Origin of the sequence: Microbacterium sp. SORGH_AS_1204, assembly GCF_030818935.1 — a bacterium.
Taxonomy (GTDB): Bacteria; Actinomycetota; Actinomycetes; order Actinomycetales; family Microbacteriaceae; genus Microbacterium.
In genome coordinates this window covers 897,532-915,127 of sequence record NZ_JAUTBD010000001.1, presented here as the reverse complement: position 1 = coordinate 915,127, position 17,596 = coordinate 897,532, and the positions used below count along the sequence as shown (strand labels likewise).

18 protein-coding genes and 2 pseudogenes are annotated in these 17,596 nt (G+C 70.4%); 10 read left to right on the top strand and 10 right to left on the bottom strand.

The genetic code is table 11. The features are described from left to right. The first annotated feature begins 13 nt into the window (after nt 1–13). Nucleotides 14–466, top strand: coding sequence for an SRPBCC family protein (locus tag QE410_RS04235; RefSeq protein WP_307328312.1), 453 nt, complete (start codon nt 14–16; stop codon nt 464–466). A gap of 151 nt (nt 467–617) precedes the next feature. On the opposite strand, the gene QE410_RS04230 is transcribed toward QE410_RS04235, so the two are convergent. Continuing rightward, nucleotides 618–1,610, bottom strand: coding sequence for an aldo/keto reductase (locus QE410_RS04230; RefSeq protein ID WP_307328310.1), 993 nt, complete (start codon nt 1,608–1,610; stop codon nt 618–620). Between the two features lie 152 nt (nt 1,611–1,762). On the opposite strand from QE410_RS04230, the gene QE410_RS04225 reads away from it, so the two are divergent. The 3 genes from QE410_RS04225 (at nt 1,763) to QE410_RS04215 (ending at nt 3,217) form a co-directional block, all read left to right on the top strand. Then, nucleotides 1,763–2,233: a hypothetical protein gene (locus QE410_RS04225; RefSeq protein WP_307328308.1), complete on the top strand. Its 471-nt coding sequence runs from the start codon at nt 1,763–1,765 to the stop codon at nt 2,231–2,233. 209 nt (nt 2,234–2,442) lie between these two features. Further along, on the top strand, nt 2,443–2,751 hold the full coding sequence (locus QE410_RS04220; protein WP_307328305.1) for a hypothetical protein: 309 nt from the start codon (nt 2,443–2,445) through the stop codon (nt 2,749–2,751). 52 nt (nt 2,752–2,803) lie between these two features. Continuing rightward, nucleotides 2,804–3,217, top strand: coding sequence for a GNAT family N-acetyltransferase (locus QE410_RS04215; RefSeq protein WP_307328300.1), 414 nt, complete (start codon nt 2,804–2,806; stop codon nt 3,215–3,217). Here the strand turns inward: QE410_RS04215 and QE410_RS04210 are convergent. Next, entirely contained in the window at nt 3,168–4,601 is a 1,434-nt protein-coding gene (locus QE410_RS04210; protein ID WP_307328298.1) for a PepSY domain-containing protein, read from the bottom strand. The two genes, QE410_RS04215 and QE410_RS04210, sit on opposite strands and share 50 nt — an antisense overlap. Nucleotides 4,602–4,856: 255 nt before the next feature. After that, nucleotides 4,857–5,447 carry a hypothetical protein gene (locus tag QE410_RS04205; RefSeq protein ID WP_307328296.1) on the bottom strand — a complete coding sequence of 197 codons (591 nt, stop codon included), beginning with the start codon at nt 5,445–5,447 and terminating at the stop codon, nt 4,857–4,859. Between the two features lie 86 nt (nt 5,448–5,533). Between QE410_RS04205 and QE410_RS04200 the strand changes: the two genes are divergently transcribed. Beyond that, complete coding sequence (locus tag QE410_RS04200) at nt 5,534–6,538, top strand: epimerase (protein ID WP_307328294.1); 1,005 nt, start codon at nt 5,534–5,536, stop codon at nt 6,536–6,538. Nucleotides 6,539–6,718: 180 nt separating this feature from the next. On the opposite strand, the gene QE410_RS04195 is transcribed toward QE410_RS04200, so the two are convergent. Continuing rightward, nucleotides 6,719–6,877 carry a hypothetical protein gene (locus tag QE410_RS04195; protein WP_307328292.1) on the bottom strand — a complete coding sequence of 53 codons (159 nt, stop codon included), beginning with the start codon at nt 6,875–6,877 and terminating at the stop codon, nt 6,719–6,721. 139 nt (nt 6,878–7,016) lie between these two features. On the opposite strand from QE410_RS04195, the gene QE410_RS04190 reads away from it, so the two are divergent. Then, complete coding sequence (locus tag QE410_RS04190) at nt 7,017–7,277, top strand: hypothetical protein (protein WP_307328290.1); 261 nt, start codon at nt 7,017–7,019, stop codon at nt 7,275–7,277. A 4-nt stretch (nt 7,278–7,281) separates the two neighbouring features. On the opposite strand, the gene QE410_RS04185 is transcribed toward QE410_RS04190, so the two are convergent. After that, nucleotides 7,282–8,211, bottom strand: coding sequence for an AraC family transcriptional regulator (locus QE410_RS04185; protein ID WP_307328287.1), 930 nt, complete (start codon nt 8,209–8,211; stop codon nt 7,282–7,284). An 87-nt stretch (nt 8,212–8,298) separates the two neighbouring features. Between QE410_RS04185 and QE410_RS04180 the strand changes: the two genes are divergently transcribed. Next, the gene (locus tag QE410_RS04180; protein WP_307328284.1) at nt 8,299–8,760 is read left to right on the top strand and encodes a GNAT family N-acetyltransferase; all 462 of its coding nucleotides are present in this window, start codon (nt 8,299–8,301) and stop codon (nt 8,758–8,760) included. Between the two features lie 157 nt (nt 8,761–8,917). Here the strand turns inward: QE410_RS04180 and QE410_RS04175 are convergent, their stop codons facing one another. Further along, the gene (locus tag QE410_RS04175; RefSeq protein WP_307328281.1) at nt 8,918–9,811 is read right to left on the bottom strand and encodes an SDR family oxidoreductase; all 894 of its coding nucleotides are present in this window, start codon (nt 9,809–9,811) and stop codon (nt 8,918–8,920) included. A gap of 191 nt (nt 9,812–10,002) precedes the next feature. On the opposite strand from QE410_RS04175, the gene QE410_RS17080 reads away from it, so the two are divergent. Then, nucleotides 10,003–10,143 carry a Vmc-like lipoprotein signal peptide domain-containing protein gene (locus tag QE410_RS17080; RefSeq protein ID WP_372494419.1) on the top strand — a complete coding sequence of 47 codons (141 nt, stop codon included), beginning with the start codon at nt 10,003–10,005 and terminating at the stop codon, nt 10,141–10,143. On the opposite strand, the pseudogene QE410_RS04170 reads toward QE410_RS17080, so the two are convergent. Continuing rightward, nucleotides 10,089–11,675: pseudogene (locus QE410_RS04170) on the bottom strand (glycoside hydrolase family 15 protein); the annotation flags it as partial. The gene QE410_RS17080 and the pseudogene QE410_RS04170 overlap by 55 nt on opposite strands. Before the next feature lie 168 nt (nt 11,676–11,843). On the opposite strand from QE410_RS04170, the gene QE410_RS04165 reads away from it, so the two are divergent. Continuing rightward, nucleotides 11,844–12,404, top strand: a complete 561-nt coding sequence (locus QE410_RS04165; protein ID WP_058232654.1) for a Dps family protein — start codon at nt 11,844–11,846, stop codon at nt 12,402–12,404. 130 nt (nt 12,405–12,534) lie between these two features. Here QE410_RS04165 and QE410_RS04160 read toward each other — a convergent pair whose 3' ends face one another. From QE410_RS04160 to QE410_RS04150, 3 genes and pseudogenes are all read right to left on the bottom strand, one after another. Then, nucleotides 12,535–12,870, bottom strand: a complete 336-nt coding sequence (locus tag QE410_RS04160; protein WP_307328267.1) for a hypothetical protein — start codon at nt 12,868–12,870, stop codon at nt 12,535–12,537. A gap of 116 nt (nt 12,871–12,986) precedes the next feature. Further along, nucleotides 12,987–15,582, bottom strand: a pseudogene (locus tag QE410_RS04155) (DEAD/DEAH box helicase). A gap of 66 nt (nt 15,583–15,648) precedes the next feature. After that, complete coding sequence (locus QE410_RS04150; RefSeq protein ID WP_307328264.1) at nt 15,649–16,428, bottom strand: hypothetical protein; 780 nt, start codon at nt 16,426–16,428, stop codon at nt 15,649–15,651. A gap of 89 nt (nt 16,429–16,517) precedes the next feature. On the opposite strand from QE410_RS04150, the gene QE410_RS04145 reads away from it, so the two are divergent. Next, the gene (locus QE410_RS04145; protein WP_307328261.1) at nt 16,518–17,552 is read left to right on the top strand and encodes an LLM class flavin-dependent oxidoreductase; all 1,035 of its coding nucleotides are present in this window, start codon (nt 16,518–16,520) and stop codon (nt 17,550–17,552) included. Nucleotides 17,553–17,596 lie beyond the last annotated feature (44 nt).

The window sequence follows — 17,596 nt, the reverse complement described above, 5'->3', positions numbered from 1 at the left end:
AAAAGAGGACACCATGGCACAGGTCATCGAAACCATCGACGTCAACGTTCCCGTCCGCGTCGCGTACAACCAGTGGACGCAGTTCGAGGAGTTCCCCCACTTCATGAGCTTCGTGGAGTCGATCACGCAGAAGAACGACACCCTGACGCACTGGAAGGTCAAGATCGGCGGCGCGGAGCGCGAATTCGACGCCGAGATCACCGAGCAGCACCCCGACGAGCGCGTCGCGTGGAACAGCGTGGGCGGCGACGAGAACCACGCCGGTGTCGTCACGTTCCACCGCCTGTCCGACGACGAGACGCGCGTCACCGTGCAGATCGACTGGGAGCCGACCGGCGTGCTCGAGAAGCTCGGCGCCGCGTTCGGCGCCGACGACCACTCGGTCAAGAAGGACCTCGACAACTTCAAGGAGTACATCGAGTCGCGCGGTGCCGAGTCCGGCGCCTGGCGCGGCGACGTCAGCTGACGTCTCCCCCTCTCACGAAAGCCGGGCCCGTCCACGGGCCCGGCTTTCGTCGCTCCCGGCCGCGGGGGCACCGAGACGGCATCTCTCCGAAGAGACGTTTGGCGGATGCCGTCTCTCGATCAGGATGCCGTCGCGGCCCCGCCGCGACCGGTCACCACTGCGGGTGGATCTCCGACCGCAGGCGACGGTCGTACACGTCGCGCACGAGGGCGTCGAACGCGTCGAGGTCGAAGCCTGAGTCGAGCAGGTCGGCCGCGCCGGCGTTGGCCTCGGCCTGCGCCGTGGAACGGGCCCCCGGGATGACCGAGGTCACCCCCTCGCGCGACGCGATCCACGCCAGCGTCGCGGCCGGGAGCGTCACGCCCTCGGGGAGCGACGCCTTCAGCTCGTCGGCCGCCGCCACCCCCTCGTCGAAGGGGACGCCCGAGAACGTCTCGCCCTTGTCGAACGCCTCGCCGTTGCGGTTGTAGGAGCGGTGGTCGTTCTCGGCGAACGTGGTGTCGTGCGAGTACTTCCCCGACAGCAGGCCGCTGGCCAGCGGAACGCGCGCGAAGACGGCGACGTTCTTCTCGGCGGCGAGCGGGAGCACCTCGTCGAGCGGCTTGAGGCGGAACGGGTTGAAGATGATCTGCAGGTTGGTCAGGTTCGGACGCCGCAGAGCCGACAGCGCCTGGTCCATGGTCTCGACCGACGCGCCGTACGCGGCGATCACGCCCTCCGACACCAGCTGGTCGAGGGCATCCCACGTCGCGTCGTCGTCGATCACGGCCGAGGGCGGGCAGTGCAGCTGCACGAGGTCGAGCGTCTCGGTGTCGAGCAGGCGGCGCGAACGGTCGAGCCACCCGCGGAAGTTCTCCATGACGTAGTTCTCGGGTACCTGGTCTTCGCGGCGGCCCATCTTGGTCGCCACGGTGATGTCCGCGGCATCCGGGCTCTTGAGGAACGCGCCGATGATCTGCTCCGACCGGCCGTCGCCGTACACGTCGGCGGTGTCGAAGAGCGTGACGCCCGCCTCGGCCGAGGCCGCGAGCACGGCGCGGGCGTCGCTCTCGCTGACGTCGCCCCAGTCGGCGCCGAGCTGCCAGGTGCCGAGGCCGATGGCCGAGACCTCACGGCCGGTACGGGAGAGAGGGCGCTGCTGCATTGCGGTTTCCTTTCGAAGCGTGCTCCGAGCCTAACCAGCACCTCCGACCCCGGGGCGCGTCACGCGTGAAGCGCCCACCGCCCGAGCGCAACCCCGGGTCGCCTCGTCGACGCCGCGCCTAGCGTGGCGGCACACCCACGGAAAGGACCGCCATGAACACTCCCGCCGACCGGCTCCCCGGAGCCGACGAAGAGAACATCGTCCCCGATTCCGAGGGCGCTGCCGCAGACGTCCCCGCGGGCGCCGCCGGAGCCGACACGGGAGCCGTCGGAGCCGCCGAGATCGATGCCGACGACGAAGCGCGCATCCAGGGCATCTCGAGCCAGAACGACCTGCCCGGCGTGGGCACGCGGGCGGCCGACGGCCTCACCGAGAGGGGCACCGACGACGCGCGCGGCGAGAACGGTTCGACATCGCGGCACACGGAAGACACCGGACGGCCCGACCGTGACGCGGTCGAGACCGACAACCGCACCCCCGCGTCTCCCCCGCCGGCGGACGGCGGCGGCGAGCCGCACGTCGACGGTGACGACCCCATCGCGAAGTTCCAGCCCGGTGTCGGCCGCGACTCCGCCGCGTCGAGCCGGATCGCGCAGAACCTCCCCGACCCCGACGACGCCTGATCGCCGCGGAGGGCGCGTTCCGGTCGGTTCCGCCGCGCCGGCCGGCCGGGACGCGCCGCCGCCCGGGGGTGCGGACCCGCGAGGTCGCATACCTGCCCGGGTTCGAGGGCGCTCCCCCTCTCCGACCGCGCCGTGCGCAGTGTGAACGACCGGACACGTCGGCGCAACGGGGTGACCGAAGCGGACACCCGGTATCTAGCGTGGCGTGCATGTCCCCCTCCATCGAACGGCTGATGATCAGCGTCGGCGGTGTGACATACGCGCTCGCGCCGACGGAGCACGTCGACGACCTCAAGGCGGAGATCACCCACCAGGTGCGCAGCGGCGGGGGGTTCGTCGACGTCACCATCGACGACGGCCAGCGCCTCAGCTTCCTCATCACGCCCGCATCGACGGTCACCATCGCCGCCAAGACCGTCCACCTCGACATCGACAGCGCCGATGGACAGGGCGATGAGAGCTGGGGCGCGGGCGCACCGATCACCTACGACGGCGACAGCCCCTACGACCTCATCTGACGGTCACCGCGTCCGAGGCGGCGATCGGCTGCCGCACTGTCAGGCTGAAGTTATGGACGATCTGCATCTCGAGCCCCTCGCTCCTTCGCTCGACGACTACCTCGAACTCCGCCGCGCCTCGGGGCTCACCCCGAAGCGCCCCGATCAGGGCGCGCCCGCCCTGGCGAACAGCTGGACGTGGCGACGGATCACGGATGCCACGGGTCGCTCCGTCGCGATGGGCCGGGTCGTCGGCGACGGAGGGTGGTACTTCCTGATCGCCGACATGGCGACCCTGCCCTCGCACCAGCGACGCGGTCTCGGGCGCCGCATCCTCGAGGACCTCCTCGCGGAGATCCGCGCGAAGGCCCCCGAGGGGGCGTACGTGACGCTGCTGGCCGACCCTCCCGGTCAGGCGCTGTATCGCAGCCTGGGCTTCACCGAGCCGACGACGGGGTCGGTGACGATGCATCAGCTTCTCGACTGACGCGCTCCCCCCGCCGCGCCCGCCACCCGAGCAGCAGGTCGATCACGACGAAGGCCGCCAGCGTGTAGCCGATCAACGGCAGCACCAGCCCGATCACGACCGCCGCCGCCAGCACGGCTCCGGTCCCCCACCACGGCGCCTGCCGCAGCGCACCGCGCGCCGGCGCCGCGGCGACCCCCTTCGTCGGCCGCCGCCTCCACCACATCGCGTACCCGAGCACGACGAGCACGCCGATGCCGAGGGCGAGCGCGACCAGCACCAGCTGATTCGCCAGGCCGAACATCGTGCCCATGTGCAGATCGATCCCCCAGCGCGACAGCTTCGCCAGCAGCGGGTAGTCGGCGAAGTCGACCCGGTCGATCACCCGCATGTCGGCGGCGTCGATGGCCACGGCATCCACTTCGGTCGGGAAACTGCGGTGGACCTCCTGTACGACCCAGGCCATGCCGTCGGCGGCGGGCGGGCGGATCTCGACGTCGCCGGAGTTCACGTTCACCGTGCGCGCGAGGGCGAGCACGTCGTCGAACGACGCGGCATCGACGCTGTGCCCACCCTCGTGCGCTCCGCCGTGATGGGCGTGGTCGCCGGTCCCGGCGGATCCGTCGAGGGTCGTCACGAGCGTGGGAGTGCCTCCGCCGACGAGCGCCCGCAGGTCGGCCACGTGCGCCCCGGCGTACGTCGACCAGGTGATGCCGGTCGCCGAGAGGAACAGCGCCCCCAGCACCGCCGACACGCCGACGGCCGAGTGCCACGTCGACAACCGCCGGTAGCCGCGGAGGGGTCGTCGCGTCCGACGCCGACGCCGCACCGCGAGACGGCCGACCCACAGCCCGAGGCCTGCCAGTGCAACGATTCCGAGCCAGGATGCCGCGAGCTCGCTGTACCAGCGGCCGACATCGCCGAGGTGCAACGAACGGTGCAGATCGCTGACCCAGTGCCGCAGCGGCAGCGCGCCGCTCGTTCCGTAGACGGGCAGGTCGCCACGGATCTCGGTGGTCGCCGGGTCGACGAAGACCGCCCGTGTCGTGCTCTCGGGCAGCGTGTCGTCGGCGAACATCACGCGGGTGGTGTCGCCGGGCGCGGGCGCCGGACGCACGGCCACCGGCGTCCCGCCGCCGACGTAGGCCTCGGCGGCCCGGACCTGCTCGGCGAGCGGGGTGGAGCCCGTCGTCACAGGTGCGGTCAGCTCGTGCGCGTACATCCCGCGCTCGAGGGTCGGGGTGAGGGCGTAGAGCGCGCCGCTGACGGCCGCGACGAAGATGAACGGACCGACGAGGAGCCCCGCGAAGAAGTGCAGGCGACGAAGGAGCGGCAGCAACCACCCTCTCCGCCTCGGGTCGGGCGGGGTCGGGGCACCCACGGGGGCGGAGGCGGTGGCGGTCACGGGCGGACCGCCTCGGAGGCGGAGGAGAAGGACATGCGCAGATCGCTTTCCGGGTGCGCGGAGCACCCGTCGTCCGGCGGCCGTCGCGGCGCTGCCGGGACCGCTCCGCGCGGAGACGGCTCAGGGCGCGTGCTCACGGCGGAGGGCACAGAAGGGAGGGGGCGTCCGGAGAGGACGCGGAACGGCGTCGGCGAGCGCGCGACGGCGCTCGACCCGACGGCCGACCACCCCGCCGTCAGCCGGGCGGGGTGGGACTCAGGATGCCGCGACCGGCGGCCCGCGGCGCGCTCGGGCGCGCACGACGAGCACCGAGATGGGCCGCACCTCGGCGAGGACCGCTGCGCGCAGGCGCCGGAGGGGCACCGGCGAGAAGCCGACGGCGCGAAGGCGCGCACGCATCCAGGCGACGCAGCGAACAGCAAGGGAGCGCAGGGCCGCGAACGCGCGCTCGCCGCGATGCAGCGCCGCGGCGGTCACCGCGGCCGCGACGAAGTGGGCGCCCGCCATGGCGGCATCCATCGTCATCGCGGGAGCGGACGCTGCGTCAACCGTGATCGAGACCGCCGCGCCGTGCACGTGACCCACGCCGAGGTCGTAGCTGCCGAGCACGAACAGCGTGTGGAACAGTCCCTGACTGGCCGCGACCGCGAGGACCGACCGCCAGATCGACGGGGCCCGACCGGCGAGCGCCGTGCACACGACGAACGACAGGGCGAGCGGCACGACGACGCCGACGACGCCGGGGATCGCTCCCCCGGCCGACACGTGCGACACCAGCGCGACGAAGGTGGCGACGGATGCCGCGACGGCACCGCGCGCGACGCGTGAGCCCCGGCCGTGTCGCATGGCATCCATTGTGTCAGCCCCGTCGGCGCGCCCGGACGCGCGACGCGTCGCCCCTAGGCTGAGGCCACCGACCCTTGGAGGATGCCGTGCCCCGACCCCGCGTCGTCATCGCCGGAGCGAGCGGCTTCGTCGGGCGCGCCCTGACCGCCGCGTTCGCGGACGACGGGTACGACGTCGCCACCGTCGGACGCTCCGGCACGGCGGTCTGGGGTGACGCCGCGGCCATCGAGGGCCTCGTCGACGGCGCCGACGTCCTGGTGAATCTCGCGGGCAAGATCGTGTCGTGCCGGTACACCGACGCGAATCGCGACGAGATCCTGCGCTCACGCGTCGACACGACACGCGAGCTCCACGCCGCCGTGGCCGCCGCGCGGCGCCCGCCGCGCGTGTGGATGAACGCCTCGACGGCGACCATCTACCGGCACGAGACGGAGCACGGCAACGACGAGGTCGACGGGACGATCGGCGAGGGGTTCTCGGTCGACGTCGCCACGAGCTGGGAGCGGGCCTTCTTCGCCGGCGACCTGCCCGCCACCCGGCGCGTGGCGCTGCGCATGGCGATCGTGTTGGGCGACGGCCCCGCCACCCGCATACTGCTCGCGCTCGGGCGGATGGGCCTGGGCGGCCCGCAGATCGACAGCTGGTGGTTTCCGCACCGCCGCTACCGCGGGATCGGCGCACGACCGACGGGCCCCGTGTGGTCGTCGTGGCACCGCACGTCGGGTCGCCAGCGCTTCAGCTGGATCCACATCGACGACGTCGTGGCATCCGTGCGCTTCCTTCGTGACCGCGACGATCTCGCCGGTCCCGTCAACCTCGCCGCTCCCGGCGTCAGCGACAACCGCACGCTCATGCGCGAGGTTCGACGGGTGGCCCGGATGCCGCTGGGCCTCCCGGCCTTCCGCTGGATGCTCGACCCGGCGATGGCCCTGCTGCGCAACGAGCCGGAGCTTGTGCTGAAGAGCCGCTGGGCGGTGCCGCGCGTGCTCACCGACGCGGGTTTCGCGTTCCGTCATCCCGAGCTCGGCCCCGCGCTCGACGCCGTCGCGGCGGTGCGGCGGCCGCGGGCACGCGACCTCTTCTCGGCCTGAAAGCCCGAACGCCGCTCCCCGTGCCGATGAGGAGCGCGGGAAGCGGCGTGTCAGAACGTGCGGGGCGGGCCATTCGCGTCACGAGAACAGGGGATGCCACGACCACAGGGCGACGTGCGCTCGAACGGCCCGTTCTCGGCGCATTTCCTGTTCTGGGATCGCCGTGGCGCGCGCCCCCGGTCAGACCTGTCGGCGAAGGAAACGCAGAAGCGCCGCGACGACGCCGATGATCAGGACGATGAGGCCGATCCACAGCAGGAACTTCACGGCCTCGACGAAGATACCGAGGAACAGCAGCACGAGACCGGCGATGACGAGGATGATGGCGAGAGCTGGCATGCCTCCACCCTGCTTCCGCCCGAACGCCGCTCCCACCGCCTTGACACACGCCCTCCGCCGCGACAGCGGCCCTGTCAAGTCCGCTGCGGGCGAGCGCGCCGAGGTCTACCGTCGAGCCACCACGACCCAGGAGGCGGCAATGGCTGAACGCGACGTCAACGGACACGGCACGGGACCCGACGAAGGCGAGTACACCGACCTGGAGCTGCCGGACGGCACCGCCGATCGCGGCAGCGCGGACCTCCCCGGCGAGTACGTCGACCGGCAGAACGCCGACGGGACGCAGGACCGGCCACGGTCCGATGAGGCCGGTGCCTACACCGATGTCGAACTGCCCGGCGGCGGCGAGTCGCGCGAGGATCTCGGCGACCCCGGCGAGTACACCGACCGCGATCGGTGATCGCTCAGCGCTCGAGCGTCGACTCGGGCGCCACCCCGTACGCGCCGCGGTACGCCCGCGCGAAGGCGGCGCGATCGATGAATCCCCAGCGGGCGGCCACCTCGTCGACGGTGACGCAGGCGGGATCCGCGTCGACGAGGTCGGCGTGCGCGGCGCTCACCCGCGCCGCCGCGAGATACTCCTCCGGGGTGTGGGTGAGTTGGCCGTTCGCGGCGAACGCGCGCCGCAGGCCCTCCGTCGAGGTGCCGACCGCCCGTGCCGCGTCGTCGACGGTCACGGCCAGCGACGCGTGATCGTCGATCCACGCCGTGGCCGAGGTGTAGATCGACGCCTGCTCCAGTGCCGATGCGCGCCGTTCGCGCGGATCTCCCACCAGCGGGAAGGTCTCCAGCGTCGCCGCGACCAGCGAGCGTCGCACGTGCGCACGCACCAGGGGCTCTGCCATCACGGGCACCTGGGTCAGCGACCACCGGACGGTGGCGAGCCAGTAGTCGCGCATGCGGCGCGAGACGGGAGCCGCACCCGCGAAGCGGACGGTCAGCGACTCGTCGCCGTAGATGGCCCGCGCCGATTCCGTCAACCACGCGGTGTCGAACGCGATGAGCTGCACCGTCGTGTCGTCCGGGCGCCCGACGAGGTCTTCGCCGGGCTGGACGAGGCCCGGCTCGACGCTGTACTCCCCCGCCTGCGACCCCACGGTCCAAGCGTATCCCGGGGTGGAGGTGGCGAAATAGAACCGATCCGCCTCGTAGATGACCTCGGCACGGCAGTCCCACGTCAATCGACGCATCGAGAACGCACCGTCACCGACGGCGTCTTCGGCGAACGAGGCGCGATCGGCCTGCACGTCGACGTGACCGTAGTGCGCCTGCAGCCAGGCTTGCGTCTCGGCGACGTCAGCGGCGTGGACGGTCGTCGTGAAGAAATCGTTCATGGGGGGCTTCGTCCACCGATGAAGAATCGGGGGCGCAGAGCCCATGATAGTTAACCTGTCGTCTCACCTCCCCGCGAAAGAACGTCGATGCCGAACTCGCCCATCATCCGCCCTGTCAGTCCCGACGACGCCGGGGAGGTGTTGACCATCCAGCGCGCCGCCTTCGCCAGCGAGGCGCTCATTTATGGCGATCCCGACATGCCTCCGCTCACCCAGACGCTCGAGGAGCTCCGGGCCGAGCTCGTCGAGAACCTCGGCTGCGTCGCGATCGCGGGCCACCGCATCGTCGGCGCCGTGCGCGCCCGCCAGGACGGCGAGCTGCTGCTCATCGGGCGCCTTGCCATCGCCCCCGACCAGCAGGGCGAAGGCCTCGGCACGCTGCTGCTCGGCGCCGTCGAAGATCGCGGCCGAGAGGCGGGGGCCACCGAGGCGGAACTGTTCACCGGTGGCCTGAGCGAGGCGAACCAGCGACTCTACGAGCGCGAGGGCTACCACCGCACCGAAGAGACCGCCGACGGCGAGATCTTCTACCGCAAACCGCTCGTCTGACCTGCCGGGCACCGTCACGAGAACAGGGGATGCGACGAGAACAGGGGGATCCGGCCGAGATCGGCCTGTTCTCGTGGCATCCCCTGTTTTCGACCACCACGGATGCCGAAGGGCCGCCGCCCGCACCCGGACGACGGCCCCTCGTGAGTGTCGCTGCTTACGGCGTCGGCATGCCGCCGTTGACGTTGAGCGTCTCGCCGATGACGTAGCTCGACTCCGCCGAGGCGAGGTAGACGTACGCCGGGGCGAGCTCGGCCGGCTGGCCCATGCGGCCGAGCGGGGTCTCCTCGCCGAATTCGTCGACCTTCTCGTCGGGCTGGCCGTCGGTGACCTGCAGCGGCGTCCAGATCGGGCCCGGGGCGACCGCGTTCACACGGATGCCCTTGGGCGCGAGCTGCTGACCGAGCGCCTTGGTGAAGGTGTTGATCGTCGCCTTGGTGGAGGCGTAGTCGACGAGGATCGGCGCGGGCGAGTACGCCTGGATCGACGTGGTGTTGATGATGGTCGAGCCGGGCTGCAGGTGCGGCACGGCCTCTTTGCAGATCCAGAACATGGCGTACACGTTGGTCTTGAACGTGTCGTCGAACTGCTCGTCGGTCAGGGTCGTGACGTCTTCGTTGAAGATCTGCTTGCCGCCGTTGTTGACGACGATGTCGAGACCGCCGAGCCCCTCGACCGCTTCCGTGACCAGGGTCTTGGCGTACTCACGCTCGCGCAGGTCGCCGGGGATCTGCACGACGGTGGCGCCGGCCTCGCGCAGGATGCCCGCGATGCGGTCGGCATCCACCTTCTCCTCGGGCAGGTACGACATCGCGACCGAGGCGCCCTCGCGGGCGAAGGCGATCGCGGTGGCCGCGCCGATGCCCGAGTCGGCGCCGGTGATCAGGGCCTTGCGTCCCTCCAGACGTCCGCTGCCGACGTAGGTGTCCTCACCGAGGGCGGCCTTCGGCGTCAGTTCGGCGTCGAGACCGGGCTCCTTCGCATCCTGCGACTGCGGGTCGATGTCGGCATAGAGCTTCGCCGGGTCGGTGAAGGTGTACTGCGTGCTCATGGCGAGTCCTTTCTGAGGGGGATGGATGCCGGGAGGGTGGGCCCCGGCGGAGGGGTCAGCGGTCGCCGAGCTCGGCGTCATCCACCAGTTCGCGGATGACGAGGGCGGCGTTGATGAGGGCGAGATGGCTGAGCGCCTGCGGGAGGTTGCCCCAGAAAGCCCCGTCGGCCTCGGCGATCATCTCGGAGTAGATGCCGACGTCGTTGCCCTGGGCGACGAGGGCGTCCATCGCCTCGATCGCCTCGGCGTGCCGGCCGACGCACGCCAGCGCGGTCGCCCGCCAGAAGGCGCAGGCGACGAAGGTCTGCTCCTCCTGGTCCATGCCGGTGTAGCGGTAGACGAGGTGGTCGTCGGTGGTGAGGCGCTCGGTGATGGCATCCAGGGTCTTCGACATACGCTCACCGCGATCGAATCCGGTGGGGGCGTGCAGCAGCACCGATGCGTCGAGGTCCTCGCTGTCGGGGTGGATCGTGTACGCCTCGAGCTTCTCCGACCAGCAGTGCGTCTCGACCCAGGCATGGATGCGATCGCGTTCCGCGCGCCAGCGATCGCCGTTGTCGGGGATGTGTCCGCCGTCGGCCAGCCACTGCGCGTCATCGAGGGCCTTCCAGCACCCCATCTTCGACGAGGTGTAGTGCCGCAGCTCGGGCAGCTCCCACATGCCGGAGTCCTCGCGGCGCCACAGGTCGCACGTGCGGTCGGCGACGTCGGCCAAGAGCCGCCCGGTCTGCGTGTCGAGGCGGTTGCCGGCTTCGACGTACGTGCGACAGATCGCGATGAGGTCGCCGTACACGCCGAGCTGCAGCTGCCCCTGCGCGGGATTGCCGGTGACCACCGGTTGATTGCCGTTCCAGCCCGGGACCTCGTGCTTCTCGACGCTCACGTCGGCGCCGCCGTCGAGGGTGTACATGACCTGCACCCCGGGGCCGTTTTCGCGGATCGTGCGCAACAGCCACGAGATCGCGGCGTGCGTCTCTTCGCGCAGGCCGAAGCCCACCCAGGCGTGAGCGGTGTACGCGAGGTCGCGCACCCAGGCATAGCGGTAGTCCCAGTTCTTGCCCCCGCGGGGGTTCTCGGGCAGCGAGGTCGTCGCCGCCGCCGCGATGGCGCCCGTCGGGCTGAACAGCAGAAGCTTGAGCGCGAGGGCGCTGCGCTGCACGTCATCGGCCCAGGGACCCTCGTACGAGAACTCGTCCGACCACATCTGCCATCCGCCGATGGTGCGGTCGATCCCGCGGTCGACGTTCTGCGCGTTGGGGATGCGCAGCGGCTCTCCCTCAGTGGCGGCGATCACCAGGAGGTGACGCGAACCCTTCGACGTCGTGAAGCTTCCGTCGATGCTTTCGTTCCGGGCATCCGGGTCTCCGTGCAGTCCGTGTTCGTGCCCGACGACGGCGAGGGACACGTGCCCGATGCGCATGATGGAGAACCCGTCGATGCGTTCGGTCCAGGGCGCGGCCGAGCGCAGCATCGTGCCGGGCTGCACGCACCAGGCGAACTCGACCTCACCGCGCACGCCCTCGACGCGACGCGCGAGTTCTGCCCACGGCAGTCGGCCCGCGATACCCGTCACCATGGCGTCGGTGACCTTCGCGACGCCGGTCTTCGTGGTGAACGTCGTCTCGAGCACGTTGGTGTGGGCGACGTAGCGCCGCTTCACCTCGTACTCCTCCACCGGCGCCAGCTCGATGCACCCTCCGGCCGTCTCGTCGAGCAGCCGCGCGAAGACCGGCCGCGAGTGGATGTTCGGCAGCGGCAGCCAATCGACCGACCCGTCGAGACCGATCAGCGCGACCGTGCGCCCATCGCCGATGGCGGCGTAGTCGCGGAGCGGCCGAGACGGCGACGGGGGTTCGATGGGCACGTGTTCACGCTAGGAACGGTGGCGGACGGTCAGGCCGGGGTTGTCGTTTGGATGCCGAGCGGCTACGGCGACGACTCGGTACCGCGCTGTCGTCGCCCTCGCAACCCCCGCCGGTCACCGTCGGCGCACGCCTAACGTCGCTATCGACCGCGAGTGAAAGGAACGCGCATGTCCACCACCACGAAGGACGCCCCGACCAAGAACCGTCGCCGCCCGGCCCGCGGCGGCAGCGGCCCCGAGACCACCGACGAGCAGAACGCCGAGAAGGGCTTCCAGGCGTCGGAGAAGCTGACCGACAGCCTGCAGGCCGTGCTCGTCGACCTGATCGAGCTGTCGGTCCAGGGCAAGCAGGCTCACTGGAACGTCGTCGGCAAGAACTTCCGCGACACCCACCTGCAGCTCGACGAGATCATCGATGCCGCCCGTGAGTTCAGCGACGAGGTCGCCGAGCGCATGCGTTCGCTGCACGCACTGCCTGACGGCCGCAGCGACACGGTCGCCGAGACCACGACCCTCCCTGAGTTCCCCCAGGGCGAGGTCGACACCGCCGAGGTCATCGACCTCATCACCGAGCGCCTGGATGCCACGGTGGGCACCGTCCGCGACGTGCACGATGACGTCGACGACGAAGACCCCACGAGCGCCGACATCCTGCACGGCGTGCTCGAGCGCCTCGAGCAGCTGTCGTGGATGGTCAGCGCGGAGAATCGCGTCGCCCGCAAGTCGTAACACGCGGAGAACCGACCGGATGCCGGGGCCTCAGGGCCTCGGCATCCGTCGTTCGTGCACCGGGGCCTTCCGTTCGACACCGGGGCCCGTAGCCGCGGCATGCGTCGCCCGCGGCATCCGCCGCGGAGGGTCAGCCGCGCGCGATGAGGAAGGGCGGGTGGGGCCCCTCGATTCGCGCGACGGCGATCTTCAGCTCCGTCACCGACTCGGCGACCGACCGCAACTGTTGATCGACCTGCGCGAACCGCTGATCCACCTGCGCGAATCGCTGATCGACCTGCGCGAACCGCTGATCGACCTGCGCGAACCGCTGATCGACCTGAGCGAACCGCTGATCGACCTGCGCGAACCGCTGGTCCGTCCGCTGCTCCACGCGGTGCAACAGCCACTTCGTTCCGCCCAGGACGGTCGTCGATACCGAGACGACGAGGCCCACGGCGGTGGCGATGAGTGGGAGAGTTTCCACAGCGTTCCTTTCGGACGTGATCGATGCCATCGACAGTAAGCGTTCTCCTCACGTCTCGCGCTACTTCGGCGAATAGGGGGGATAACTTCACCCGATGCAAAGCGGTGCAGCAGCAGTCAGAGCCGCAGCACCTCGGTCACCCGCACGATCGCCGTTCCCTCCGCCTCGGAGGCGGCGAGGTCGACCTCCGCGCGGATGCGCCAATCGTGGTCACCGGCGGGGTCGTCGATCGTCTGCTCGACCCGCCACAACCCCATCGGCAGCGGCGGACTCGTCGATGGCGACCAGCGCAGAGGAGCGCGCCCCTCCCCCGGTGCCGATCGTGTCGTGCTCGTCGAAGTAGCCGTCGAGGACCCCGGGCCAGTCGACGTCGGGGTCGAGTTCGACGAGTTCATCGTCCTTCTGCAGCGCCGCGAGCTGCACGCGCCGGAACATCTCGTTGCGCACGAGCACGACGAATGCGCGCCGGTTGGTGAGGATCGACGGCGGCGCCGGTGGGACGACGGGGGCGTCCGGATCGTCGGCCGGGTTGATGAGCTGCTCCCACTCGTCGACGAGGCTCGAGTCGACCTGCCGAACGAGCTCGCCGAGCCAGGCGATGAGGTCGAGCAGGTCGGGCGTCTGCGCATCGACCGGCACGGTCTGGCGAATGGCGCGGTACGCGTCGCTGAGGTACCGCAGCACGAGCCCCTCGCTGCGGGCGAGCTGGTACAGCGACACGTACTCGCCGAACGAGCACGCCTGCTCGAACATGTCGCGTACGACCGACTTGGGCGACAGCTCGAAGTCGCGGATCCACGGCTGGCTCGACGCGAACACCTCGTACGCCTGCGCGAGCAGTTCGTCGAGCGGCTTCGGCCACGTGATCTCCTCGAGCAGCTCCATGCGCTCGTCGTACTCGATGCCCTCGCGTTTCATCGCCGCGACAGCCTCGCCGCGGGCGCGGAACTGCTGCTGCGACAGGATCGGGCGCGGGTCATCGAGCGTCGCCTCGATGACGCTGACGACGTCGAGCGCGTAGTGCCCCGTGCCGACCGACGACGCCGGGGGCGTGGCATACGGTCCCCTGCCGAGTTCGACCTCGGGGTCGAGCATCTCGATCGCGGCGAGCGCGAACGGCGACAGCGGCTGGTTGAGCGCGAAGTTCGGCTGCAGGTCGACGGTGAGCCTGATGCGTGAGGAGTCAGAATTTGTCGCCTGACCCCCTTCCGAAGCGACAAAATCTGACCCCTCACGCGGTGGGGGGACGACCTCGACCACACCGGCCTGCACGAGGGTGCGGAAGATCGCGAGAGCGCGGCGGGCGAGGTCGTACTGGCGGGCGCGCGGCTCGTGGTTGTCAAAGACGAGCGAGCGGACGTTGCCGAACACGTCGCCGCCGCGCGCGATGACGTTGATGAGCATCGCGGCGCTCAGCTTCATCTGCGGCGTCAACGGCTCGGGCTCCGCGGCGACGAGGCGGTCGTAGCTCTGCTCGGTCCAGTTGACGAAGCCCTGCGGCGCCTTCTTGCGCACGATCTTCTTCTGCTTCTTGAGGTCGTCGCCGGCCTTGAGGATTTGGGCCGCGTTCTCGATCTCGTGATCCGGTGCCATCACGACGACCGTGCCCGCGGTGTCGTATCCCGCTCGACCGGCGCGGCCCGCGATCTGGTGGAACTCGCGTGCCGTGAGCTGGCGCATGCGCGTGCCGTCGTACTTGGTCAGCGCCGTCATGAGCACCGTGCGGATCGGCACGTTGATGCCGACGCCGAGGGTATCGGTGCCGCAGATGACGCGCAGCAGCCCGCGCTGCGCGAGCGTCTCGACGAGCCGGCGGTAACGGGGCAGCATGCCCGCGTGGTGCACGCCGATGCCCGCCCGCACGTAGCGCGAGAGCGTCTTGCCGAACCCGGTGGTGAAGCGGAACCCGCCGATCGCCTCGGCGATCTCGTCGCGCTGCTCGCGCCCGATGATGCGGATCGACGACAGTGCTTGCGCGCGCTCCATCGCGGCGGCCTGCGAGAAGTGCACGACGTAGATCGGCGCCTGCTTCGTGTCGAGCAACTCCTGCACGGTCTCGTGCACGGGGGTGCGCGCGTACTCGAAATGCAGCGGAACGGGACGCTCGACGCCGGTCACCCGCGCGGTCGGTCGGCCCGTGCGGCGGGAGAGGTCGTCGGCGATGTCGGTCACGTCGCCGAGGGTCGCCGACATGAGGATGAACTGCGCCCGCGTCAGCAGCAGCAGCGGCACCTGCCACGCCCATCCGCGGTCGGCCTCGCCGTAATAGTGGAACTCGTCCATCACGACCTGGTCGACGTCGGCATCCGCCCCCTGCCGCAGGGCGAGGTTCGCCAGGATCTCGGCCGTGCAGCACACGATCGGGGCGTCGGCGTTCACGGAGGAGTCACCCGTGACCATCCCCACGTTCTCGGCGCCGAAGATGTCGACGAGCGCGAAGAACTTCTCGCTCACGAGCGCCTTGATCGGCGCCGTGTAATAGGTGCGGCCGCCTCGGGCGAGGGATGCCGCGTGCGCGGCCACGGCGACGAGCGACTTGCCGGTACCGGTCGGGGTCGACAGGATCACGTTCGCGCCCGAGACGATCTCGATGATCGCCTCGTCCTGCGCCGGGTAGAGCGTGAGCCCGCGAGAGGCCGCCCATTCGACGAAGCCCAGGTACACGGCATCCGGATCGGCGCCGACGGGGACGTTCTCGAGAAGGGGGGTCACTCCCTAACCCTCTCATCCGCGAGCCGGGCGGTGGCTTCGGCGGGCTCAGGGACCACCCGGGCGTCCTCACCCCCGGTCGCTGAAGACGCCCACGTTCTCGCCGTCGAAGACGAACTGCACACTGCTGCCCACGGGGAAGCGCTCGACGAACGCCTCCGGCATCCCTTCTGCGACCACGAACTGCACGGTCGCGGGAAAAACGCCCGCACCGCATCCGCCGTAGACGAAATTGCCCCGGATGCCGCTGCTGTCACTCGCCGCGACCTCGTCGCTGTCGAGCAGATAGATGCACGGGTTGCGGTTCTCGGTCGCATCGGTCTGCGCGTAGCCCACGAAAGCGGTCACGCCGTAGAAGTCCCGGTACGCCCGCTCCTGGCCGGTGCGCTGGCCGAACACCGAGGGGGTCTCGGCATCGGGATCGAGCTCGAGAGTGCCCACCTGCGGGGCCCCGACCGAGTTCGACACCGGCACGAACGTCAGGCTGAGCGCGGTCGCCGCACTGGCCAGGGCGGTGACGACGGCGAGCGAGATCGCCCACGCCCACAGGTTCCGTTTCGAGCGCACGAGCGGCCGCCGTTCGCGGGGCTCGTCGGCGTCGACGAGCGGGTCGTCGGCGTCGACGAGCGGGTCGTCGGCATCCACCAGCGGAACCCGGGCATCCGATTCGCTACCGCGGATGCCGGCTTCAGGAAGACGCACGGCGATGGGGAGCGAATGCCGTTCCCGCTGCTGTTCCTCCAGCTCGCGGAGGCGCTGGGCGGCGGTCGGATCGGTGTCGATGTCGGCATCGGGCCCGTACGCCCGCGCGCGGAGCGTCTCGAGTTCCCGCCGTGCGCCATCGTCCACCCTTCGAATGCTTCCACACTCCGCGCGACGCAGGGCCATGCCGGGTGCATGCGCGGGAATGAATCGCCGGATGCCGCGTTGCACCCGATATGCGCTCGTTCGGCACTCTCTCGTTCGGCCACTACGGCCCCCTCGGCGGCGGACATCACCTCTCCGCCGGCGACTCCATGCTCCAAGCGATCGACCTCGCGCAGGGCATGGACGACCTCGGCGTGAACGGCATCTCGTTCCGCGTGCACCACTTCGCCCGTCAACAGGCGGCACCCATGCCGCTCCTGGCCGCGATCGCGGCGCGCACCACCCGCATCGAGGTGGGCACCGGCGTCATCGACATGCGGTACGAGAACCCCCTCATGCTGGCCGAGGAAGCGGCATCCGTCGATCTCATCAGCGGCAACCGGCTCGCGCTCGGCGTCAGCCGCGGCTCACCCGAGACCGTCGTCCGCGGCTACGAGGCGTTCGGCTACACCGGGTCGCAGGACCCACGCGGCGGTGACATCGCGCGCGAGCACTTCGACCTGTTCCTGCGCGCCATCGACGGTGAGGGCCTCGCGGAGCGCGACCCGATGAGCCCCTTCGGCGGCGGCACGGGTCTGCAGCGGATCGAACCGCACTCCCCCGGCCTGCGCAAGCGCATCTGGTGGGGCGCCGGCACGACGGCCACCGCCGAGTGGGCGGGCCGCATCGGCGTCAACCTCATGTCGTCGACGCTTCTCACCGAGGCCGACGGCACGCCCTTCGACCTCCTGCAGGCGCAGCAGCTCGACGCGTTCCGCGCCGCCTGGCGCGAGGCCGGTCACGCCGGTGAGCCGCGCACCTCGGTCAGCCGCAGCATCTTCCCGATCGTCACCGCCGAAGACGAGCTGTACTTCGGCGGGTCGGCGGGCAGCGACCAGATCGGCGTCATCGACGGTATGCGATCGACCTTCGGCAAGACGTACGCGGCGACCCCCGACGTGCTCGTCGAACAGCTGCAGAACGACGCCGCGGTGATGAGCGCCGACACCCTGCTTCTGACCATCCCGTCGCAGATGGGCGTCGAATTCAACCTGCGGCTGGTCGAGAACTTCGCGAAGCACGTCGCACCGGCGCTCGGCTGGCAATCGACGCTCGCGACCGTCTGATCACGACGCCGTCGATTCGGGATGCCGAGACCTTCGGCATCCCG